We start from the raw sequence: 23,126 nt of genomic DNA on the forward strand, positions 1-23,126 counted from the left end.
CTTCAGGAGATCTCTGACGCCACAACGGGCGGCGTCCGTACTTCTTGCGTTGCAGGTTGCTCTTCAAGCTGAAATCGGGAAACCAGCGCGGTCAGATGGTTTGCCTGGCTGGTTAATTCACTGGTGGCAGCAGCCCCCTCTTCGACCAGCGAGGCGTTCTGCTGGGTGACCTGATCCATCTGGCTAACCGCCAGCGCCACCTGTTCAATACCCCGGCGCTGTTCGTCTGAGGCTGAGGCGATTTCGCCCATAATGTCGTTAACCTGGGTGACGGAACGCACGATTTCACTCAGGGTTTTCGCTGCGGTGCCGGCCTGAGACGAGCCTTCCTGAACCCGGGAGACCGAGGCTTCAATCAGCACTTTGATCTCTTTCGCCGCCTGCGCACTGCGGCTGGCGAGGTTACGCACCTCACCCGCCACCACGGCAAAACCGCGCCCCTGTTCGCCCGCACGGGCGGCTTCTACCGCCGCGTTAAGCGCCAGGATGTTGGTCTGGAAAGCAATGCCGTCGATGACGCTGATGATGTCGCCAATCTTCTGCGAACTGGTTTCGATATCACGCATGGTGTCGGCGACGTGCGCGGCCTGCTCGCCGCCTTTTTTGGCGGTGTCTGCCGCGCTTCGCGCCAGTCCGGCCGCCTGACGAGCGTTATCTGCGTTCTGTCCGACCGTCGCGGTTAACTGCTCCATGCTGGCGGCGGTTTCCGCCAGCGAGGCCGCCTGTTGTTCAGTACGTGATGACAGATCGTTGTTACCTTCAGCAATTTCTGAAATGCCCGTATGCATGGCAAAACTGCCCTGACGGACTTCGCTCACGGTGGCCCGCAGCGCCGTCTGCATCGCCTTAAGGCTGGCGAAAATCGCCGAGATTTCATTTTTGCCATACACCGCGACCGGGCGGGCAAGATTGCCCTGGGCAATACTGTCAAAGTGGCTGGAAATAATTGCCAGCGGCTGAACGATCATCCGTCGTGACCAGAACAGCGAGGCGGTGGTCAGCAGACCGGCAATGATCACCATCGCGATGAAAATCGCCGCCGACATGTGGTAGTTCTTTTCACTGCCCTGACGCGCCTGCCCCATCAGCTGATCGATATGCGTCTGCCAGGCGGTGAAGTTTTTATCAAACGCCTGCTGGGATTGCTCAACCGGGGCGCTCATAAAGTCGGAAAGCTGGTTGCTTTCAAGCCAGGTGGCCTGATGTTCCAGATCGTTACGCCAGGCGGTGAAGCTTTTTTTAGTTTCAGATTGCAGCGCCTTGCCGGTATCGGTTACCGCAGGTAGCGCCAGCAGCTCGGCAATGTGCTTATCCGCCAGCTTCATGCTGTCACGGGCGCGGGTCATCAGCGCTTTGATCTCTTCTGGCGGATAGCTCAGGGCCGTCAGCGTTCCGGCTTTATTCAGCGCGTTACTGGCCTGTAGCATTACCGCCCGGCTTTGCATCAGCAGCGTGCGCTGATGGTTGCTACGCTCGATTTGGTTGACGTTCTGCACGCCGTCGCGAAAGGCCCAAAAGGACAAGCCGTTGCTTCCTACCTGTAGCACACCACAGAGTACAAGGATCAAAAATAACGTGGTCGAGATACGAATACGATTAAACATCAACGCTCCCATTACGCGGCAACGCGCCGCCATCACAAAAAATTAAAAGGTTTCCCAGTTATTATCAGCACCGACGATTGCCGGACGTGAATGCTGTGCCACTACCATCACCGGCTGTGAAGAGGTGGTTTCAGGAGCGGCGGTTGAGAGACGAAAGGCCGATACTGCCTGGTTCAGTCGACTCGCCTGCTCTTCTAGTTCTGCGGCGGATGCAGCGGACCCCTGCACCAGCGTGGCATTTTGTTGCGTAACCCGATCCATTTCGGCTACCGCCAGCGCGACCTGATCAATCCCCCGGCTTTGCTCGTCCGAGGCGGAAGCAATTTCGCCCATAATGTCGTTGACGCGGGTCACAGCGTTAACAATGTCGGCCATCGTTTCGCCCGCGCTTTCGACCAGTACCGAGCCGGTATCGACGCGCGAAACGGAATCATCAATCAGGGTTTTAATCTCTTTGGCTGCCTGCGCGCTACGGCTGGCAAGGTTGCGGACTTCGCCCGCCACGACGGCAAAGCCGCGCCCCTGCTCCCCGGCGCGCGCCGCTTCAACCGCAGCGTTAAGCGCAAGGATGTTGGTCTGGAAGGCGATGCCGTCGATAACGCTGGTGATATCGGCAATTTTTTTCGAGCTGGCGGCAATGTCGTGCATGGTGTTAACCACGCCGTCTACTACCTTGCCCCCGTGGCGGGCTGTGTCGGACGCGCTGCGGGCAAGCTGTGAGGCCTGACGCGCATTATCGGCATTCTGTTTCACTGTCGCGGTCAGTTGTTCCATGCTGGCGGCAGTTTCTTCCAGCGCGGCGGCCTGTTGCTCGGTACGTGAAGAGAGATCGTGGTTGCCGCGGGCGATATCCGTCATGCCGCTATAAATAGCATCTGAACCGCCACGCACGTTGCTCACCGTATTAATGAGTTCCTGCTGCATATGATCGACCGTCCCGGCAAGCTCGGTCATTTCATTGCGCCCGGAAAGCGTCACGCGCTGGGTCAAATCACCGCTGGCGATGTGGCGCAGATGGCGCATAATCGCCGCCAGTGGCGTGAGCAAACTATGGCGAATGGCGTACCAGACCCCCACCAGCACTATCACCAGTACCACCGCCAGGATCGCCAGTTGCCATTGGGCAAAGCGATAATCCTGCGCGCTGGCGGTAAACGCGTCGTGGTAAAGCGATTCGCTTAACGCCGCATATTGCGTCATCGCTTCGCCCATTGCATTCTGCATTCCCTGCGTAGGCTGAGCGAAGTAAGCCTCCATCTGACTGTTTTCGAGGAACTGGATCAGTTCCGTCAACGCGGCGTGGTATTTCTGGTAACTGGCGTCAAGCGTCTGACTGGCGGCCAGCATCTCCTTTGGCTGCGGCGTGCGCTGGAAAGCCGCGTAATGGCTGGCGGCGTCATCCAGCGTGCTGCGGGCATTTTTCAGCAGATCGGTTTTCGCGCTGCTCTGCTGATTTGCCGCGTCCATCATCATGCGAGCCGACGAGCGGCTGAGGTTAATGCGCGTTTGCAGCATCAGCGCCCAGGTTTTATTGATTTCAGCCTGGTGGGTACGAAGATCGTTGGAAAGGACAAAACTCTGCTGGTTCTGCTGTAAAGAAGAGAAAAGCAGGCCGCCAGATAACAGTTGCAACAGCGCGAAGACGCCCAGCACCATCATCAGCAATGTGACAACGCGGATACGATTCAACATACATCACCTTCTTAATGGCTTGTTATCGGAGTTATCGGCAAGCCGGAAGGGAACTTTATGTTTGCGTTACGGATTAATCTTACTGGTCTTGATCAGAAGGCGATGTCGATCAGCAGCGTGTCGCTGTAGTCGCCGACAGGAGGCGTGGTTTGCCCGCTCAGGATCCGGGCGGTGTAATTATAGGTGCGCAGTAACCCGTCCTGACTCACGGCCGATGAACTATTACTGTCCCAGCGTTCCGCGCCGGTGCTACCCCAGCGGTTAGTCGTGCTGCCTTTGTAAATGTCGTAGCTCAGCCGGTTCGCCCCGAACGCCATATTACGCACGTTGCCGTTTGCCCAGCTCCCGTTGTTAATCCCTACCGTGTAGCTGCTGCCTTTGGTACAGGTAATACCGACAGACTGAGAAATGACGGGGAAATCACGCACCATAGGTGCGCTGCCAAAGTTAACGTTGGGCGCATTGATCGTAATGCAGTCGTTAGTCACGGTCAGATCGACCTGGGTGCTGAGGGTGCGGGTGCCGGTTTGCGCGGTGGTACAGAGTAACGATATTCCCAGTGAACAGACGCTGTAGCTAACCGAAAAGTTAAGTGTTACCCGGTAAGGTCCGGCACTAACGCTTTGCCCGCCAACGGTACGTATATAAACCGGCAGCGTATAGCGTTTTGAGGAGAGCAGGCCGAGAAGCGTATTTCCGCTCCAGGTATAACTTTGTCCGATGGTGGTTTCGGTGGTAGCAGAACAGTTCTGTCCGCCGCATAGCCGCACCGGGATCGCATCCGGATTGGCTGGCGTATCGGTACGCCGCAACGTTGCCCGATTACTGGCATTAAGCGAGGCGCTGGTATAGTTGAGCGTCACCGAGTCATTGGTCAGCAGATTCAGAATGGTGTCGCATTCAACCACCAGATTCACCGCGACTTGCGACTCATTATTGCTTACGCTAAATGAAGAGAGCGAGCCAAACGCCGCATTGCCAACGCTCACCACGCAGGCGGCGCGCAGCCCCGGCGCGAACAGGAAAAGCAGCACCAGCAGAAAAGGCAGACGTTTCATTACTGGCCTGCCTTACAGGTCAATGGCCCGTAAGTTTGCAGTTTATGCAGCGGATTTTCCCGCAGCGTAAGCGTCACATGACAGATGGAGCCGTCAGATTTTGCAATTTTCAGTTCATTTATCGCGCTGAGATTTTCCAGCCAGGCAATACCGTCATAACCCACCACTGTTGTTGCCTGCCGGTTTCGGTAAACCTGGCTTCCCAGCGGAATGTCATGTCCCTCTTCGTCATGGAGGATAACGCTGGCAACCTTCGTTTGGGTCATCGGGAACTCCACCAGATAACCACTGTTACGACGCAGCGCTACCCGCTGCTCTGTTTCCCGCAACCGGGTATCGGCAGGTAGATTCAGCGCATCGATCCGGTAACTTGCCGGATAGTATGCCGAGACGCCGCTCACCAGCAGATAACCGTTTTTGTCCGTTTTACCCACCGGTTGATTTTCATAGCTGACCGGAATATCGGCAAAGCCATCGGTGCTGATCACCACAAAGGCATCGCTGATTTTATTAGCGGTGAAGAACTGACCGTCCATCAATACCAGTGCGCCCATCGCTTCGCCCCACCAGGTCATCATGTCACGCTCGCCATAACCGCCGCCCTGCAACTCGACGTTATTATTGCGCCAGCCGAGTGACGCCTGCTGATATTGGCTGGCCTGCGACTGTCTGGCCCACGCAAGGTCCCAACCGAATCCGCCGTCGGCAGGCATGGCATGGCTATAGTTGACGCGCTGCGTGCTGCCCGCATCCGGCGTTTTTTCCATGCTGATACCCGCGCCGTCCCGCTCGCCAAGCGGAATTTGTATCGACATCGCCATGGTCCAGTCATCCTGCTGCTGGTCATGGCTGGCGGCCAGATAAATACTGCTGCTGCCCCACAAATTACGACTCCAGGAGATATTCAACAGCTCGCTACGCTGACCATCAAAACTCTGTACGCCGATCCAGGCGGCCCCAACATTGCCAAATTCCTCAAGGTTCATGGACAGAGAGTACTGATCGGCGCTTTTACTCAGGCTGGCAATGGGATGGTTATTGGCGTCCATCATCACCGGGCGGTCATAGAGCGCCAGGTTACCAAACGTTGCATTGCGCCGCGTATGCTGGGTCCCGAGACTAAAGGTGCTGGTGTTGTACTGGTAACCCCAGTTAAGCTGATGGCCGCTTTCGCCGCGCATCTCGCTTTGGCTCCAGGCGCTGTTCACCACGCCCAGCCGCCAGAGTCTGACGATGCTGCCTATGCCGCCCAGCGCCAGCGATTGTGCACTCTCTGCGTGGCTTTCCATGGTCAGCCAGTCAGTTACGCCGTAGCGATACGATCCGCTCGCCACCGCCGGACCATAATCAAAATTATCCACGCCGTAGCTGCGGCGCAGCGCGCCCAGGGTTATAGCGCCATCGCTTAAGCCGGGGCTGAGTAACTCGCTGTCGACATAAAACGGCAGCACCGTACTGACCTGACGACCCAGCGCATCGGTCGTGACCAGTACCGCATTACCCGCACCGTTGACGTAGGGCAAATTGGTCAGCGAAAAGGGGCCGGGCTGGAGCTGTGTACTCCCGGCGCGGTAACCATCGATAAACAGATCGACCGACGAGGGAACCGCCGCCTCGCCGGAAAACGCCGGCAGAGGCCAGGTCACCAGATCGGGGCGCAGAGAAAAATCCCTGCCATAGCGCAGCCCTCCAATGCGCACGCTGTTGCTCCAGTTGAGCGAGTCACTGATCACATCGCCAACGCTCCACTGCGTGATGTCATCTTCATTGGTGATGTTCAGGGTGGTGTCATAGCGGATATATCCTTCCTGCTGCGGGTAATTCCCGCTAAGGATATGCCGCAGGCTACCGGTTGAGGAGAGCGAACCCGCATCGTAGAAGTAGCGGAACTCGTGCCAGAGCGAAATCTGTCCGGCACCGTGCTCGGTCTGGCTGGTATAGAGATCGTAATTGACCAGTGCTCCCTGCCCGTTCACCGGCTCGCTGCGGGGCACCCCATCCTGAAACGAGGTTGCCCGCGCAGGTAGCCAGTCGCGCGGGACACTCAGCAGCAGACGCTGACCATTGCCGTCATAGTCAACGCGGACGTCCGGTAACGTGGAAAGATTAACCTCCCCCTGCGGCAGATGCTCTCCCGGCAGTCCGGCACGCTGTAAATCGGCGCTGGACATGAAGTAATTTCCCTCTCGCTGCACAACGGGCAGCACCTGACGAGTATCGTAATGATTAATCACCAGCGCAAGATGATAAAGTGACCGGGCATTTACCGCAGACGCATCCGGCGGCGGCGGAAGAGCATCATCCGCTTCCTGGGCGTTTACAGCGGTAGCGCTGGTGACAAAAGTCAGTAGCATCAGCGAACTTAATTGCCCGGTGCGGAGTGCCATTGCGCATCCCTTGCATTAATGGTCGCCCGCAGTTCGTCCGGGCGAGTGACGCCTGCCGGCAGTGGCCAGTGGCGCGTCTGACCGGGGAGGACATATCCCAGTAACCCTTCTCCCAGCTTATGTTTCTTCCCGTTCTGCTCTATGCTCACCTGACTTAAGCGAAGATGGACATTGCCGCTATTGGTGATCTCTAACGCCGGTTTGCCTTGTTGTTGTACGGTTCGCCAGCGCAGGCGACTCTTGTCAACGTCAGCATGTTCGGCCGCATTAACCTGCGTGCGGATCCCGTTGCCATAGACAAACAAGGGCAGCGAATAGCGCATCTGAAGTTTGATGCCCATTTGTGGCGTCGCCGGCTCGTTGGGCTGAGGGATCTCGTCGATGATAATGCGATAGGCTTTTTCGGTGCCTGATGGCGCGCCGGTTTGTTTAATCAGGCGGATTAACTGCTTACTGCCGCGATCGATACGCAGGATCGGCGGACTGGCAACAACATCCTGTTGCGCCTGATAACGCTCATAGCCGCCCTCCTGCGTCCAGCGTACAATGCGCACCTGCATGGTGGTGGCGCTGTTGCCCTGATTCTCGATCCACAGTTCGGTCGCATTCATCTCAGCACCCAGCCAGGGGTCAATCGGCCACAGTAAAACGGTAGCAGCGGCAGTGGCTTGATTAATCCCCACCAGCGAACTGGTTATCAGCAGGCAGACTGCCAGCAATAATGTGGTAATACTTCTCATTGATATCTCCCTGCATCACCACGATAAGGTCACGGTAAGTTGATCGCTGTACACGCCTGCCGGACTTAAGCCGGTCAGTTGCGCCACGCCAAACAGTGTCAGTACGATATTGCTGGCGTCACTGACAGGGACGGCGACCGTCTGGTTGACGCCAATCTCACTATTTGCCGCCAGCGAGCTGTTGTTATAGAGGCGATAAGGAACGCGCTCCTCGCCTTGTGCCCGCTGCATATTGCGCACGGAGGTGGCATGCTGTCCCTCATTGATACTCATACTGAGCGCGACTCCCGGCGTGCAGGCCAGCGACAGCGCGGTATTTGGGACAAACTGGGTACTCACCGTGCCTGAGGTGACACCCGAGCGTGAACCAAAATTCAGCGAGCCAAGTTCGCCTCCCATTCCGCTAATCACTGAACAACCGCGCACAATTGACGCGCTCACCTGAAAGGCTTGCGTGGTAATTGCCTGCGGCTGAGCGAGCGGGAAAAAGAGTGCCAGCGCCAGAAAAAAGCGTAAACGTCCCCTGGCCTCCGCCAGGAGGCCCGTATTTTGTCCCGACATGGTGCGAGGCTAGTAAGTTACGCTGACGTTAATCGTGTCGGTATAGGTTCCGGGGACAACGGTAACGCTATTTCCGCCATCTTGTATCCGCCCGTAGAGGGTATAGTTATCAACGCCACCGGTATTTGAGGCAATAGGAATAGGGGCATCGTTAGTGATTTCATTATTAAAGCCGCTGTCACTATAAAGGTTATATGCAACACCCTGAGTGGTATCTGCGGTATTAACTAAATAACGCGGATCGGTCCCCGGCGTACCGACTGAAGAGCCAGGATTAGTAGTATTGGTATTTCCGGTAACCTGTACAGAATAACTGGCAGTAGTGCATTGAATACCAAAACTATTTCCTCCGGTCGCGCCCGTCAACTGTGTGGTAAGGGTTGAAAACGTTGCAGGGTGAGTACCAAAATCCAGCGTACCGAAATCAATACCATTCTGGCTGGGAGAGCCATTAATTAAGCAACCATTGGTCAATGTTAAGGTAGCACCAATAGTACCACTGCTGGTTACTGCGAGGGCCTGTGAACTCATTAAAACCAGAATACTGCTTGTCGCGATTAAAAGGCGCATTCGGTTCATTGTACCGTCTCCGGCAAAGGGATGAGGTCGGCGTTTTAATTTACGCCGCAGTCCGTTTAACTCTGATATGACAAAGGATAAACCCATCTGATTAAAATTTAGTTTAGATTACCTGAATTAGATAGCCGCTTAACGATCCCTGATTTTGGTGGTGTAAAAATTTATTTATATATTACAAATAGTTAAAATTTATATTTTTATTCCATCAATTTATTTCATAGAATATAGCTATTTTTTGTGACTGTTATCACGATGAGATGGCGATTTTTTTTAAAATAGTTAAAACAAGTCTGGAAAAAAAGAGACATTATCAGCAATGAAACTGCAGGCAATAACGCGATGTTAAGGCAACTTAACTCTATATTAATAACAATTAATAAAGTGGAGTAATTATTAAAATATTAAGCATATAAGAAAGCGCGAATTAGCGGCGCGAGCGGAAAGCGGCAGAGAGGAAAAGAGAGGCAGAATAAAAAGCCGGCTGTTGACAAGCGTTATCCCGTGGAGTTATGCCTGCGGCGCTTCGCTTGCACAGGCCTGGAGATCACGAATAATCTGTTGATATTAATGTTTTTCGTAGGCCCGGTAAGGCGCAGCCACCACCCGGCAACATGGCGCACAATAGCTAAAACTGCGTTGTCTTCAGTCTCAGAACAAAAAGACTCCTTGCGCTTATCCAGCGCAAGGAACCCGATACTATCAGGCAGCGTGAGTAGCAGCCGAGTCAATCAGCGCCATTTCTTCGCTGTTCAGCAGTTTTTCGATGTTGACCAGAATCAGCATTCGCTCGCCGATTGCGCCGAGACCGGTGAGGTATTCGGTGGAGAGCGTGACCGCGAATTCCGGTGCCGGGCGGATTTGCTCGGCAGTGAGCGACAGTACGTCAGAAACACCGTCAACCACAATACCCACCACGCGCTGACCGAGATTGAGCACGATCACCACCGTGTTGTCGTTGTATTCCACGCCCTGCTGCTCAAATTTCACTCGCAGATCGACAATCGGCACGATCACTCCGCGCAGGTTGGTCACGCCTTTAATGAACGCAGGCGTGTTAGCAATGCGCGTGACCTGATCGTAGCCGCGAATTTCCTGTACTTTCAGAATATCAATGCCGTACTCTTCATCGCCCAGCGTGAAGACCAGAAACTCCTGGCCCGATGGCTCACCTGCCAGTTTTGTCACATTATTCATACCGGTCATGTTTTTACCCTTTTAACTTAATCAGGCTGCTGTGTGCGCCATACGTTGTTCACGATTTAATCCCTGAAGCGCTGAGACATCGACAATCAGCGCGACGCTACCATCGCCAAGAATGGTGGCGGCGGAAATTCCAGGAACTTTACGGTAATTGCTTTCAAGGTTCTTCACCACCACCTGATGCTGACCAATCAACTGATCGACCAGCAGCGCATAACGGCGTCCGGCCGTTTGCAGGATCACGACAATGCCCTGCGTTGCCTCGGTTCTGGCACCCTCTACGTCAAAGACTTTCCACAGTTCGACCAGCGGCAGATATTCGCCACGGACTTCCAGCACGCGTTCGCCACCCGCCAGCGGATGCAGATCCTCCTCACGTGGTTGCAGAGATTCCATCACCGCATTCAGCGGCAGGATAAACACTTCACCGCTCACTTTGACCGACATGCCGTCGAGGATCGCCAGCGTCAGCGGCAGCAGAATGCGGATGGTGGTCCCGGTCCCCTGCTTCGACTGGATCTCGACGTGACCGCCCATCTCCTGAATGTTACGTTTCACCACGTCCATACCCACGCCGCGTCCGGAAACATCGGTCACCTGTTCAGCGGTAGAGAAACCCGGCGCGAAAATCAACATGCCGACCTCTTCGTCACTCATGTTGTCATGGACCGGCATGCCCTGAGAAACGGCTTTGGCAAGGATGCGTTCGCGATTAAGCCCCGCGCCGTCGTCGGTGACTTCGATACAGATATTGCCCCCCTGATGCTCGGCGGACAGCACCAGATTACCCACCGCGGATTTCCCGGCGGCAAGGCGCGTCTCCGGCGATTCAATACCGTGATCGAGGCTGTTACGCACCAGATGCGTCAGCGGATCGATAATGCGTTCAATCAGGCTTTTATCCAGTTCGGTAGAACTGCCCATCAGAGTGAGTTCCACCTGTTTATTCAGCTTGCTCGCCAGGTCGCGCACCAGGCGCGGGAAACGGCTGAAGACGTATTCCATCGGCATCATGCGGATGGACATCACCGATTCCTGGAGATCGCGCGCGTTACGCTGGAGCTGGCCCATGCTGGTGATCAGATCGCCGTGCGTAACCGGGTCCAGCTCATTCGAACGCTGGGCCAGCATCGACTGGGTGATCACCAGTTCGCCGACAAGGTTGATCAGTTGATCGACCTTCTCTACTGCCACACGGATGCTGGAGGATTCGCTGACGCGCGCCGGTTTTTCGGCACTGTTGCGCCCTGCCGGTGCCTCTTTTGGCACTGCGACCAGCACCGGCGCGGCAGGCACCGGTACGTCTGCGGCGGGTTGATCGTCCTCTTCCGTTTCAGGCTCATCCGCTTCAACCACGTCAAAAGCGATCTGGTCAGCTTCAATAACGAAGCACAGCACAGCAACGATGTCGTCCTGTTCCACGCTGCCATCAAGGATCGCGGACAGGGAATCTGCAGTTTTTTCCACCCCGGTGAGGGTCGCCAGATTACCCAGTTCCTCTTCCAGCAAATCCGGCTCACCCGCTTTCAGTCGCGAAAGGATGATGCGCGTCTGCCCATCAGCGCTCGCCTGCGATTCCTCTTTCTCTACTACCGTGAGTTTGGCTGCGGGTGGCGGGACGATCTCGCCTTTTGCCTCCAGCGCTAACTGACGCAGTGCCGCGCAGATATATTCAAAGCTGGCAGCGTCCGGCTCCTGAGAGCTTTTATAGGCATCGAGCTGTTCCTGCATAATATCTTTGGTTTCCAAAAACAGGTTGATAATGTCGGTGTTAAGCTGCATTTCCCCGCGCCGGGCTTCATCCAGCAGGTTTTCCATCAGGTGCGTGGTTTCCTGCAAAATAGAGAACCCAAAGGTACCCGCGCCCCCCTTAATGGAGTGAGCTGCGCGAAAGATCGCATTCAGCTGTTCTCCGTCCGGCGACTCAGGGACCAGATCCAGCAGGTGCTGCTCCATGTCGGCCAGTAATTCATCGGCTTCATCAAAAAAAGTCTGATAAAAATCGCTAATATCCATGCTCACGCTATCACCTCGGATCGGCTTGTGGCGATGTGGGACTGGCCGCCTGCGGCGCTGCCGCAGATGACGATAATTCACTAAATGGCACGTTCTGACTTTCGGCATTCTCATCGAGAATGGCCTGTTCGGTTCGCTTGTTGAGGACCACCAGACTAATGCGGCGATTGATGGCGTCATCGCCCCCCCGGTCGGACAGACGCATGGTCGCGGCCATGCCTACCACCCGCAGGACCTTGCCGCTATCCAGGCTGCCGGCTACCAGTTCGCGACGCGAGGCGTTGGCGCGATCGGCAGACAGCTCCCAGTTGCTGTAACCCTTATCGCCGTTGGCGTAAGGGAAATCATCGGTATGCCCGGACAGGCTGATTTTATTGGGGATCTCATTCAGTACCGGCGCGATGGCGCGGAGAATATCGCGCATATACGGCTCCACTTCTGCGCTGCCGGTTTTAAACATCGGCCGGTTCTGACTGTCGATAATCTGGATGCGCAAGCCTTCCTGTACAAGGTCAATTTTCAGGTGCGGCCTGAGCGCTTTTAGCTTCGGATCGGCTTCTATAAGCTGATCAAGTTCGCCACGGATCTTTTTCAGCCGGCTGATTTCCATCCGTTCTCTGAGCTGTTCAACGTTGGGCTGTTTATGCACTTCACCCTGTTGCTGGGTGTAATCATCGCCGCCGCCGGGGATCGGGCTGTCGCTGTTGGAGACACGTGGCCCGCCCGCCACCGCCGTCGCCAGCGGAGTACGAAAATATTCGGCAATCTGGATAAGCTCTTTTGGGCTGGAAATTGAAATTAGCCACATCACCAGAAAGAACGCCATCATCGCGGTCATAAAATCGGCGTAAGCGATTTTCCACGACCCGTGAGCGCCGCCGCCGTGACTTTTATGTTTTCGCCGCTTAACAACGATGATGGGATGCGCCTGATTCTTCATGCGTCCTCGGTCGTGGTTTGCTGGGCAGAAGGATTTCTCACCGCGCGCACGTGTTCTTCCAGCTCGACAAACGAAGGTCGTTCGCTGGAGTAAAGCGTTTTACGGCCAAATTCCACGGCAATCGGCGGCGCGTAGCCGTTCAGGTTAGACAGCAGAGTAATTTTGACGCACTGCATCATCTTGCTGGTTTCGGCGCTTTTTTGCCGCAGGACGCTGGAGAGCGGCGAGATAAAACCATACGCCAGCAGAATGCCGAGGAAGGTTCCGACCATCGCATGCGCGATGAGCGCGCCCAGTTCCGCCGCCGGACGATCCGCCGAGGCCAGTGCGTGCACCACCCCCATGACCGCCGCCACGATACCAAACGCAGGCAATGAGTCCCCTACCGAGGCCAGCGCATTCGCCGGCACTTCGGACTCGCTTTCATGGGTTTCGATCTCTTCGTCCATCAGCGCTTCGATCTCGAAGGTGTTCATATTGCCGCTGATGATGAGGCGCAGATAATCGATAATAAAATCCAGCATCACGCCGTCGGCGAGAATGCGCGGATAGCTGGCAAAGATTTCACTCTCTTTCGGATTTTCAATGTCCCGTTCAAGCGAGAACATCCCCTGCTGGCGAGATTTGGCCATCAGGCGATACAGCAGCGCCAGCAGGTCCATATACATGCTTTTGGTGTATTTCGAGCGACGAAACAGCAGCGGGATCGCTTTCAGCGTCCCTTTGATCGACTTACCGTTGTTGCCAACAATAAATGCACCCACGCCTGCCCCGCCGATAATAATAAGTTCAGCCGGTTGATAGAGTGCTCCAAGGTGTCCGCCGGTCATCATGTAACCGCCGAAAACTGTACCGAGAACGACCAGGTAACCCAATAAGATAAGCACGACATCATCCTTTCTGTTGACCAGAGCAGGATGCACAAATCGACAATTAACGCGTCAGGGAGGCAAAAAAAGCAGCGGTAATTGCTTACCGCTGCTGGAGTGTTGACCACACCGTATCGGTTAAACAGCCTGTTCGATCTGTTCATCCAGCAGTTGTGGAGTACTATCGGCAATATCACGGGAAAGTTTACGTCTTTTTACGGCACGGGATGGCGGCTGGCATAAACTGCACACAAAACTGCCCACAGGCTGATGAGCATGAGTAATAAAATTGCCATTGCAGCAGCTGCAATGCGATAGCTGAAGCATTCCGCTTTCGACAAAACGCACCAGCGTCCAGGCACGGGTGAGCGCCAGCAGCGGCGCTTCGCCGTCCAGTTGCGGGCACTGTTCAAGATACAGGCGATACGCTTTGATCACCGCATCAACCCCGCTACATAATCCGGTTTTAAGCAGGTACTGCCAGGCATTACAGAACATGGATGAATGAATGTTCTGTTCCCAGGTCATAAACCAGTCGGTAGAAAACGGCAGCATACCTTTCGGCGGCGGGCTACCGCGCAGCTCTTTATACAGTTTGATAAGACGACCACGGCTCAGCTGTGTCTCACTTTCCAGCATCTGTAAGCGAGCGCCCAGCGTAATCAGTTCCATTGCGAGCTGAATATCACGGGCTTCCTGAACAATGCTTTTTTCGCTCATCCTCAGGCCCTTTTTTTGCGCGCGGCAGCAGCCTGACCCGCGTCAGAGAGCAAACGGGTAGAAAGAAGGATCCCGGTATGAATTTGTTGCAGATCATCGACGCGCGAATCCTGCGTCAGCCGGTTGATAGTCTCGTGACTATCAAAACGGAATTCGCAAATGAGCTGATTAGTTTCAGCCAGTTTCACCATTTGCGGCAGCGTCAGTTCAACCAGCGTCGTCGCCATCTCTTCGTTAATGCCGAGACGGAACATGGCTGACGGTTTGTCCTGACTAATCAGACGTTGTGCAAGGAGCAAATATGACAGGTTGATGTCATAAATATGTTTTAGCAACTCGGATGTATGCATTTTACCCATCCAGCATAACCAACCATTGTTTTATGCGGCATAACCGCACCCCGTGATGTCGCCGGGAAAGTCCCGGTAAAAAAGAAAAGGTCAAAATGCATAGTTGTACTTAGATGCTACCGCAGTGGAAAAGTCTCTTTGTGGTGGACTATGTCATCAGAAACATGTTAAAGAATTCTTACAAATGTCTAAGATTTTTCCTAATTCGCCGCAACTTTACTCGTCAGCCTTACCACATACAACGAGTCGGCGCCGTGATTTTAGGAACTTTGTGATCGGCATCACATAATGTACGCAAATATTAACCATAAATCCATCAATACCGATGATTTGTTGATGTATTTTTATGCGATTTTTCCGCTTATCTGTTCCCGCAAGGTAACGGGACCTGTCTGGAAGCGGAATAACATTATGTTACTTTTCTCAATACCGCCATGCAGAATGCGAAAAATAAATTCCGTCTCTATTGTAGAAATTGAGTTAGAAAAAAATACGCATAAACATAAGCTTAGTATTTAATGTAACAAAAATAATTGCTATAGGTAATCATCGCCTTAATGTTAATTCCTGTATCAATTAATTAACATTAAATGATAATAGTTTTCATATACGCACAACGTATCAGCCTATTTTATTGTTATTCGCATTCATTAATGCATTTTATAAGAATAATTAATGAATAGTTTGAAGAACGGCGCAAAACCACGCTCTGAATGCTTGAAGTCAGCGGATAAATGGAGTAAGGAAAGAAGATAGCCCGTTTTTAAGCGTCTGAAAGGAGGTCCGATGCGTTATCAACATCTGCTTGTGGCGGTTGCCGCCACCCCGGAAAGTCACCGTCTGGTGGCAAAAGCCGTATCCATTGCCCGTCCGCTTAATGCCCGTATCAGTCTTATTACCCTCGCTACCGACCCCGAAATGTATAACCATTTTGCTGCGCCGATGATGGAAAATCTTCGTGACATAATGCAGGAAGAGACCCAGCAATTTTTGCGCGACATCGCACAGCATGCGGATTACCCCATCGCCGAAACAATTATCGCCTCAGGGGAGCTGAGTGAGCACATCAAAGACTTTTGCCGCACCCGGCAGGTGGATTTAGTGATCTGTGGCAATCACAACCACAGTTTTTTCTCACGGGCGACCTGCTCGGCCAAAAATGTGATTGGCAATACCCATGTGGATGTCCTGCTGGTGGCGCTGGAATAAAAAAGGCCCGGCAGCACACGCTGCCGGACCTGAGATCGTCATGTTACTCAGGCCAGCTTCGGAAATATCGCCACTTTATGTTGCAGCTGACTTTCTTCGCTGCGTGGCGCGATCTGCTTTAGGTCGCGGATAAACCTCTCCTGCCAGTGATTGATGTCATTTTTATGAATAACGTCCATCATTTCAGCATGACGAGAAATACGTTCGGCCAGCGGCATGTTTAACGCGCGGTGTAACCCCGCCGCCACCTCATCCCGATCGTAAGGATTTACAATCAGCGCCGATGTCAGTTCATTCGCCGCACCGGCAAATTGTGAAAGCACCAGCACGCCAGGATTTGCCGGATCCTGTGCGGCAACATACTCTTTTGCCACCAGGTTCATACCGTCGCGCAGCGGCGTCACCAGACCCACATCCGAATAGCGGAAGACTTTCATCAGCAGCTTACGGTCAAAATGCTGATTGAGGTAATACAGCGGAGTCCAGCCCAGCTGCCCGTACCGACCATTAATGCGCCCTGACAGGTTTTCCAGCTGGTGACGGATATCCTGGTAAGCCTGCACTTCACCACGCGAGGTGGGCGCAATTTGCGTATAGCGGATCTTACCGTGATGCTCTGGGTATTTTTCCAGCAGCGTCTCATAAGCCATAAAGCGTTCCGGCAAGCCTTTGGAATAATCCAGACGCTCAACGGAGAAGATATTTTTGACGTTCTTCAGCTCGTTTTTAAGCTGTGCCAGCTTCGGCGGCAGCGGACCGATGGCCTGACGGGCGATCTCTTCAGGCTCGATACCAATCGGGTATACCTCAGTATGGAAGTTTTTGCCCCACGCGGTATGCGAATTGCCATCACGGGTGGTCAGACGCGTCTGCGCCGCGATGCATTCGAGAAATGCCTGACGGTCATTTTCAGTCTGGAAACCCAGTAGATCGTAGTCGCACAGTTGCTCCAGCAGTTCAGCATTAGGCGGCAGCGCGTTAAAAATTTCCGGCGTCGGGAAAGGGATATGCAGGAAGAAACCGACCTGATTGTGGATGTTTCTTTTGCGCAGTTCGCTGGCAAAGGGAAGCAAATGGTAATCGTGGATCCAGAGAATATCATCCTTTTCCACCAGCGGCACCAGCTTGTCTGCCAGCAGTGAGTTGACGCGCTGATAGCCCTCCCAGGCGTCACGCTGGAAGTTAACTAAGTCGAGGCGGTAGTGAAACGCAGGCCACAGTACGGCATTTGAAAACTGGCTGTAGTAATGCTCGTAATCCTGTTCACTCAGGTTAAATGATGCCCAGGTAATGTTACCTTTGCTGACGGTCTTTAAAGGCTGGTCTTCGTTACCCACCTCCCCGCTCCAGCCAAACCATAGGCCACCTGCAGCTTTTAACGCGCCGAGGACCCCTACCGCCAGGCCACCGGCGCTGGCCTTCTTGTCATCGGGTGGGGCAATGCGATTAGATACTACGACTAAGCGACTCATGGCCATCTCTCCTGTCTGTTAGCGCTTTTTCTTTTAATAGTTGGTTATCAGCAATAGTTTGTAGCCACTGATGCACATCGGGAACACTCGCCAGACGCCACTGCGCCTGCGTTGCCCCCGGTCCTACTTTGATGGAAATCCCGTTTAACTGGTTAACCACCCGGAATCCGGCTTCATCGGTAAGATCGTCACCCACGAAAACCGGCGTTCTACCGCTAAAGGGTGCTTCCTGCATAAAGGCAGCAATCGCTTCACCTTTACTGATCCCCTGCGGTTTAAGTTCGACGACACATTTACCCGGCTGGAGCGCCAGTTGCGGATAGAGTCCCACAATCCCTTGCGCCAGCGCCATAATGCGCTCCTCATACTGCGGTGCCTGGCGATAATGCAGTGCAAACGCCATGCCTTTTGCCTCAAGCTCGCAGCCTGGCATCACCGCCAGCGCGGTGGTCAATTGATCGTTGAGCGTTCGCACGACGTCCGCAGGCAGTTCTACGGTATGCGTCCTGTCATTAAAATCACGTCGCTGGGCACCGTGCACGCCGGCAAGCGGAAAATGCAGCGGACTGGCGAGCGCATCAAGTTCGGCCATTGAGCGCCCGGAAACCAGTGCCACCGCGCCCTCATTTTTTTGCGCCAGCAGTTGAAGCGCAGCACGAACTTCCGGCGTCAAAAAAACCTGATCCGGGTGCGGTTTGATTTCAGCGAGGGTACCATCGAGGTCAAAGAACCAGGCGTGATTTCCTTTAAGTACAGGCGGTACAGATAACTGGTCAGCCACCCTGATTTCCTCCTTACATTTACAGCCCAAAGCGGGTAATTAATCAAACGTTAGCAATGTAAGTATAGACAGTGTGACCAGCCTCGCCATTTTCAACTGAAAACGCCAGCGACATTGGCCGCTGGCGTTACGTTAGAGGTAGACTTAAGAGTTAAAGCCATTAATCAGACGGTACGTTTCGCCTTTTGTTTGTAACGGTCGAAGATCACCGCTGCCAGTAGAATCAGACCGCGCACCACATACTGCGAGAACGGCGAGATGTTGAGCAGGTTCATGGCGTTCTCCACGGTACCGAGAATTAAGATCCCCGCCACCACGTAAGAGATCTTACCAATCCCCCCTTTCAGCGAGACGCCGCCAAGCACGCAGGCTGAAATGACGATCAGTTCATAGCCAATAGAGGTCATCGGCTGGCCGCTGGTCATGCGCGAGGCGAGAATAATACCCGCCGCCGCCGACACCAGGCCGGAGAGCACGAAAATAATAATTTTGGTCCGCACTACCGGCACCCCGGCCAGCCGCGCTGCTTCTTCATTACCGCCGATGGCCAGCGTATTACGACCAAATGTGGTTTTATTGAGCAACAGACCGAAAATAATCAGGCAGCCTACCGTCAACCAGATAGGTGCAGGCAGTCCCAGCCAGTTCGCATAACCGAGCGCAAAGAAACGCTCGTCTTCAATCCCCACTGCCTTACCGTCAGAGATAATGTACGCCAGGCCACGCACGATCTGCATCGTTGCCAGGGTAGTGATCAGGGCGTTGATCTTCAGTCTGGCAATGACAAAACCATTTACCAGTCCGCAAATGACGCCAAGCATTAACCCGGCAAATACACCCAGCCACAGGCTTTCGGTCTGGTTAATTACTACCGCCGTGGTCACGCCCGCGCAGGCAATGACCGACGCGACGGAGAGGTCAAAGTCGCCGGAGGCCAGACAAAACAGCATCCCGCAGGCCACCATCCCGGACATCGAGATAGCCAGCCCCAGCCCCTTCATGTTAATAAACGAGGCAAAGTTCGGCACAAAAATCGCGCAGGCGAGAAAGACCACGGCGAAAACCACCAGCATGCCGTACTGATCCCAGATCCGCCCGATACTCATTGACGACTTCGACGCGCCGGTTGTAGTTACAGATGACATTTTCAACTCCTTCTCAGGCTACTGCCTGGCTGACTTTAGGCATCGCAAGGCTGAGCGCCTGCTGTTCTTTGGCGTCGTGATGCAGAAGTTCACCGGCCACCTCGCCTTCGCGCATCACCACGATGCGGTCGGCGACGCCCAGCACTTCCGGCAGGTCGCTTGAGGCAAAGAGGACAGCGACGCCGGACGCGGCAAGCGCATAGATCACGTTATAAATTTCATGCTTCGCCCCCACGTCGATACCGCGCGTCGGCTCGTCGAGCAAAATGACTTTCATGTCTTCGGACAGCCAGCGCCCGAGGATCGCCTTCTGCTGGTTTCCCCCGGACAGGTTCATGATTAGCTGGTCTGCGCCCGGCGTTTTGATATTCAGCGACTGAATATGATGCGCGGCGTTACGCGCTTCCCACGCATTGTTTATCACGCAGCCGGCATGGATATGTTTGCGTCGGGCGCTGATATTAATGTTGTCACGCACCGAGTGGACCGGAATGATGCCCTCCGCTTTACGATCTTCCGGGCAGAGCATCATCCCGGCGCGAATGGCCTGCGACGGTTTCTCGATAGATATCGGCTGGCCGTCGATGTAGACCTGTCCGCCCGTGATGCGCGTACCGCCAAACAGTCCTTTCATCAGTTCGCTGCGCCCGGCGCCCACCAGCCCGAACAGGCCGACGATCTCCCCGCTGCGCACCGACAGACTGATCGGCATCCGCACGCCGGGGGCCTTGACGTTTTCCAGCCGCAGGCGTTCCGCACCATAGTCGCGCGGCTGCCAGCCGTAGATATCGCCCAGATTGCGACCCACCATCGCCTGCACCAGCGCATCGTGATTCACCTTCTGCATATCGGTAAAGGTGCAAACGTAGCGACCGTCTTTAAACACGGTGATGGCATCGCTTAAGGCAAAGATTTCTTCCATCCGGTGCGATACATAAATGATGACCCGTCCTTCCTTGCGCAGCTCACGGATCACCCGGAACAGGTTGTCGATTTCACGCGCAGAAAGTGAACTGGTCGGTTCGTCAAAGGCAATCACTTTAGCGTTACGCGCCAGGGCCTTGGCAATTTCCACCATTTGCCACTGCCCTATCGACAAATATTTAAGCGGCGTTTGCGGATCGATATCCAGACCTAAATGTTCCAGTTGTAACCGCGCTTCATAATTAAGCAACGAGCGGTTCACGAGGCCGCCTTTATGCGGAAGCTGACCAAGGTAGATGTTTTCCGCCACGGTCATTTCCGGGATCAAATGCAGCTCCTGGTAAATAATCGCCACACCGGCATTCAGCGCCGCGGGGGTATCGGCAAAGGAGACCTCTTTCCCCTGCAGCGCCAGCGTGCCGCTGGTCGGGGCATAATTGCCGCTGAGAATTTTCAGCAGGGTGGATTTACCGGCACCGTTCTCGCCCATCAGGGCGTGGATCTGCCCGGCATAGCAATCAAAGCTGATGTCGGAGAGCGCCTTTACGCCGGGAAAGGTTTTGCTAATGCCGCGAAATGAGAGATAAGGGGTAGACTGCTGCATAACGACTCCGCCATTCATAGTGGTACGTAAACGGCCCCTCGCTACTGTGAGGGGCTTATTCATGGTTGACTGAAATCGATTAAAGACCTTTCTTCGCCAGCTCTGCTTTGAAGTTATCGCGGGTGATCAGCACGACGTCGGTAACCGCAGTGAATTTCGGCGGCTCTACGCCCTTCTCAACCCAGTTGTAGAGCATTTCACTGGTTTTGTAGCCGTGGATATCCGGGCTTGGCAATAAAGAGCCGAAGAAGCCGGTTTGCTGATTTTTTGACAGCTCACTGACCGCATCCACGCCGTTAATACCGATGCCGATCACATCAGGAGCTTTGAATCCCTGGCCTTCGGTGGCACGCACCCCGCCAAGCACGGTGTTATCGTTCATGCCGACGATCAGCCAGTGTTTCACTTCCGGATGCTGAACCAGCAGCGAGTTACCGGCATCGAATGCACCGGGAATATCATTAGATTTGGTCGGCACCTGGTAAATTTGTTTTTCCGGGAAGCCTGCGGCTTTCAGGGCGTCCATCGAGCCTGTCGTGCGGCGACGCGCGGTGTCCAGTTCATTAGCGGTAATGGCCATGACGCCGGTTTCTTTCACGTCCCAGCCGCGTTTTTGCATCTCTTTATACAGTTCCTGCCCCTGACGCGCGCCAATCTCGCTGGCTGCCATCATTACCAGCGGAACGCTTTCCATCGGCTTACCTTTCGCGGTGACAAACTGATCGTCCACGGCAATCACTTTCATATCGTAGCCGCGCGCTTTAGCGACAATCGCCGAGCCGAGTTTCGGGTCGGGCGTACAGATAACAAAGCCTTTTACGCCGCTGGCGGCCAGGCTATCAATGGCATTCAGGGTCTTCTCACCGTCAGGCACGGCGATCTTAACCACTTCAAATCCCAAATCTTTCCCGGCTTTATCCGCAAACTTCCATTCCGTCTGGAACCAGGGTTCTTCCGGCTGTTTAACCAGAAAACCGAGCTTCATGGATTCAGCAATAGCCGATTGTGACATAATCGCAGCCAGTCCGATGGCTGCCAGTGCTTTAGTGAATTTGTGCATGTTAAACTCCAGCGTTAACATTCTTCTATGTAGGGAAAATTCGTACTCAAATTTTTTTATCAGACATAAAACAACGCATTAGCATCAGAAGCCTGGTAAATGCTTTTGCTGGAACATTAATAGCGGGAAATTAATTCTCCATAGGAGAGCGCCATCACATCGCAGGATTACAGTCATTGCGTACATATATTCAGCAATAAATGACATAAAACGGAAGGGTATTGTCGGACAATTAAAAGAAGCTGTAACAGGATTGTCTATATCCTCAGCGTGCTTATCCTTGTCCCGGATGGAAGGCGCATCCGGGACCCGATATTACCAGGGATAATAAATATGTTCCGCGTGCTCGCGTGCGGGGGCTTCATCGCCCAGCAGGCGTGCGGCGACGGTCAGCGCAAAGTCGAATACCCGCCCCAGTCCCTTCCCGCTGATCAAATTACCGTCTTCCACCACCGGCGCGTCCACATATTCCCCATCCACTACCGATTGCCATAAATCACCAGAACACACGTAGCGACGACCTTTCAGTAACCCGTTAGCTCCCAGCATTCTGGCCGCGGCGGAACAAATAGGGCAAATTAACTTACCGGCATTATCGTGCGCGATGACAAATGCCATAACGTCCTCACTGGCCGCCAGGTTAACGCTGCCCTGGGGACCGCCGGGCAGAACGATGGCGTCATAGAGATGCGCCTGACGCTCGGTCAGCGTTGCGTCGGCGACCAGCGGAATATTGTGGTAGCTGACCACTGCGCGTGATTCGGCGCAAGCCAGCGTTTCCACGTTAATGTGCAAACGACGTAATATGTCGATGGTGACAATCGCTTCCGCTTCTTCAAAACCAGGTGCCAGCAAAACGGCAACGTTCTTCATTCTTTACTCCCTTAAATTCATCTGTGAATGTTAATAACGCTCATCAGACGTTCAGGCTCAAATACCGGCGTCTGAGGACGGATATCTTGTGAAGATGAAAATGATCTGGCGCAACTTTTCGTGGATTATTGAATTCCATGCATACGGTCAGGGTTGGTGTGACTCGAGGATGAATAGCGCCAACGCTCATCAACATTATCATGCTACGATTTTTAAAACAATTTTTCAACTATTGTAAAATGTAGTTACGGTTATGTTTATCAACCAGTTACCTTCCGACATAGGTATTTAATACTAGCGATAATTCTTTTTTCAGAAGTTGTAACCAGTGATTAATCCGGG

20 protein-coding genes are annotated in these 23,126 nt (G+C 53.9%); 1 reads left to right on the forward strand and 19 read right to left on the reverse strand.

Annotated elements, in window-relative coordinates:
- Nucleotides 1–2: 2 nt before the first annotated feature.
- From tap to flhD, 13 genes are all read right to left on the reverse strand, one after another.
- On the reverse strand, nucleotides 3–1,604 hold the full coding sequence (tap, locus tag ACMGGS_RS20090; protein ID WP_414164085.1) for a methyl-accepting chemotaxis protein IV: 1,602 nt from the start codon (nucleotides 1,602–1,604) through the stop codon (nucleotides 3–5).
- A gap of 42 nt (nucleotides 1,605–1,646) precedes the next feature.
- Nucleotides 1,647–3,296 (reverse strand): methyl-accepting chemotaxis protein II, encoded by a 1,650-nt coding sequence (gene tar / locus ACMGGS_RS20095; RefSeq protein ID WP_414164086.1) that lies wholly within the window; start codon nucleotides 3,294–3,296, stop codon nucleotides 1,647–1,649.
- A gap of 92 nt (nucleotides 3,297–3,388) precedes the next feature.
- On the reverse strand, nucleotides 3,389–4,354 hold the full coding sequence (locus ACMGGS_RS20100; RefSeq protein ID WP_414164087.1) for a spore coat U domain-containing protein: 966 nt from the start codon (nucleotides 4,352–4,354) through the stop codon (nucleotides 3,389–3,391).
- Complete coding sequence (locus tag ACMGGS_RS20105; RefSeq protein ID WP_414164088.1) at nucleotides 4,354–6,741, reverse strand: fimbria/pilus outer membrane usher protein; 2,388 nt, start codon at nucleotides 6,739–6,741, stop codon at nucleotides 4,354–4,356. Before ACMGGS_RS20105 ends, ACMGGS_RS20100 begins: the two co-directional genes overlap by 1 nt.
- Complete coding sequence (locus ACMGGS_RS20110; RefSeq protein ID WP_414164089.1) at nucleotides 6,717–7,481, reverse strand: molecular chaperone; 765 nt, start codon at nucleotides 7,479–7,481, stop codon at nucleotides 6,717–6,719. The genes ACMGGS_RS20105 and ACMGGS_RS20110 overlap by 25 nt, the downstream gene beginning before the upstream one ends.
- 15 nt (nucleotides 7,482–7,496) lie before the next feature.
- Nucleotides 7,497–8,042: a spore coat U domain-containing protein gene (locus ACMGGS_RS20115; RefSeq protein WP_414164090.1), complete on the reverse strand. Its 546-nt coding sequence runs from the start codon at nucleotides 8,040–8,042 to the stop codon at nucleotides 7,497–7,499.
- Between the two features lie 9 nt (nucleotides 8,043–8,051).
- Nucleotides 8,052–8,621 (reverse strand): spore coat U domain-containing protein, encoded by a 570-nt coding sequence (locus tag ACMGGS_RS20120; RefSeq protein WP_414164091.1) that lies wholly within the window; start codon nucleotides 8,619–8,621, stop codon nucleotides 8,052–8,054.
- Nucleotides 8,622–9,320: 699 nt separating this feature from the next.
- Nucleotides 9,321–9,824, reverse strand: coding sequence for a chemotaxis protein CheW (cheW, locus tag ACMGGS_RS20125; RefSeq protein ID WP_414164092.1), 504 nt, complete (start codon nucleotides 9,822–9,824; stop codon nucleotides 9,321–9,323).
- Between the two features lie 21 nt (nucleotides 9,825–9,845).
- Nucleotides 9,846–11,843 (reverse strand): chemotaxis protein CheA, encoded by a 1,998-nt coding sequence (gene cheA / locus ACMGGS_RS20130; RefSeq protein WP_414164093.1) that lies wholly within the window; start codon nucleotides 11,841–11,843, stop codon nucleotides 9,846–9,848.
- Between the two features lie 4 nt (nucleotides 11,844–11,847).
- Complete coding sequence (motB, locus tag ACMGGS_RS20135; protein ID WP_414164094.1) at nucleotides 11,848–12,777, reverse strand: flagellar motor protein MotB; 930 nt, start codon at nucleotides 12,775–12,777, stop codon at nucleotides 11,848–11,850.
- On the reverse strand, nucleotides 12,774–13,664 hold the full coding sequence (gene motA / locus ACMGGS_RS20140) for a flagellar motor stator protein MotA (protein ID WP_414164095.1): 891 nt from the start codon (nucleotides 13,662–13,664) through the stop codon (nucleotides 12,774–12,776). Before motA ends, motB begins: the two co-directional genes overlap by 4 nt.
- 120 nt (nucleotides 13,665–13,784) lie before the next feature.
- A complete protein-coding gene (gene flhC, locus ACMGGS_RS20145) occupies nucleotides 13,785–14,372 on the reverse strand; it encodes a flagellar transcriptional regulator FlhC (protein WP_276165127.1) in 588 nt (195 codons plus the stop codon).
- Nucleotides 14,369–14,716, reverse strand: a complete 348-nt coding sequence (gene flhD / locus ACMGGS_RS20150) for a flagellar transcriptional regulator FlhD (protein ID WP_176918922.1) — start codon at nucleotides 14,714–14,716, stop codon at nucleotides 14,369–14,371. Before flhD ends, flhC begins: the two co-directional genes overlap by 4 nt.
- Before the next feature lie 786 nt (nucleotides 14,717–15,502).
- Between flhD and uspC the strand changes: the two genes are divergently transcribed.
- Nucleotides 15,503–15,925: a universal stress protein UspC gene (gene uspC, locus ACMGGS_RS20155; protein ID WP_414164096.1), complete on the forward strand. Its 423-nt coding sequence runs from the start codon at nucleotides 15,503–15,505 to the stop codon at nucleotides 15,923–15,925.
- Between the two features lie 47 nt (nucleotides 15,926–15,972).
- Here uspC and otsA read toward each other — a convergent pair whose 3' ends face one another.
- From otsA to ACMGGS_RS20185, 6 genes are all read right to left on the reverse strand, one after another.
- Nucleotides 15,973–17,397 carry an alpha,alpha-trehalose-phosphate synthase gene (otsA, locus tag ACMGGS_RS20160; protein ID WP_414164097.1) on the reverse strand — a complete coding sequence of 475 codons (1,425 nt, stop codon included), beginning with the start codon at nucleotides 17,395–17,397 and terminating at the stop codon, nucleotides 15,973–15,975.
- Nucleotides 17,372–18,178: a trehalose-phosphatase gene (gene otsB, locus ACMGGS_RS20165; protein ID WP_414164098.1), complete on the reverse strand. Its 807-nt coding sequence runs from the start codon at nucleotides 18,176–18,178 to the stop codon at nucleotides 17,372–17,374. The genes otsA and otsB overlap by 26 nt, the downstream gene beginning before the upstream one ends.
- A 164-nt stretch (nucleotides 18,179–18,342) precedes the next feature.
- Nucleotides 18,343–19,323, reverse strand: a complete 981-nt coding sequence (gene araH, locus ACMGGS_RS20170) for an L-arabinose ABC transporter permease AraH (protein WP_176918926.1) — start codon at nucleotides 19,321–19,323, stop codon at nucleotides 18,343–18,345.
- 13 nt (nucleotides 19,324–19,336) lie between these two features.
- Nucleotides 19,337–20,851: an L-arabinose ABC transporter ATP-binding protein AraG gene (gene araG, locus ACMGGS_RS20175; RefSeq protein WP_414164099.1), complete on the reverse strand. Its 1,515-nt coding sequence runs from the start codon at nucleotides 20,849–20,851 to the stop codon at nucleotides 19,337–19,339.
- 79 nt (nucleotides 20,852–20,930) lie between these two features.
- Complete coding sequence (locus ACMGGS_RS20180; protein ID WP_176918928.1) at nucleotides 20,931–21,911, reverse strand: arabinose ABC transporter substrate-binding protein; 981 nt, start codon at nucleotides 21,909–21,911, stop codon at nucleotides 20,931–20,933.
- Between the two features lie 315 nt (nucleotides 21,912–22,226).
- Nucleotides 22,227–22,784 carry a DJ-1 family glyoxalase III gene (locus ACMGGS_RS20185; RefSeq protein WP_414164100.1) on the reverse strand — a complete coding sequence of 186 codons (558 nt, stop codon included), beginning with the start codon at nucleotides 22,782–22,784 and terminating at the stop codon, nucleotides 22,227–22,229.
- Nucleotides 22,785–23,126 lie beyond the last annotated feature (342 nt).

The sequence above is a fragment of the Superficieibacter sp. BNK-5 genome, from assembly GCF_047456055.1.
Lineage (GTDB): Bacteria > Pseudomonadota > Gammaproteobacteria > Enterobacterales > Enterobacteriaceae > Superficieibacter.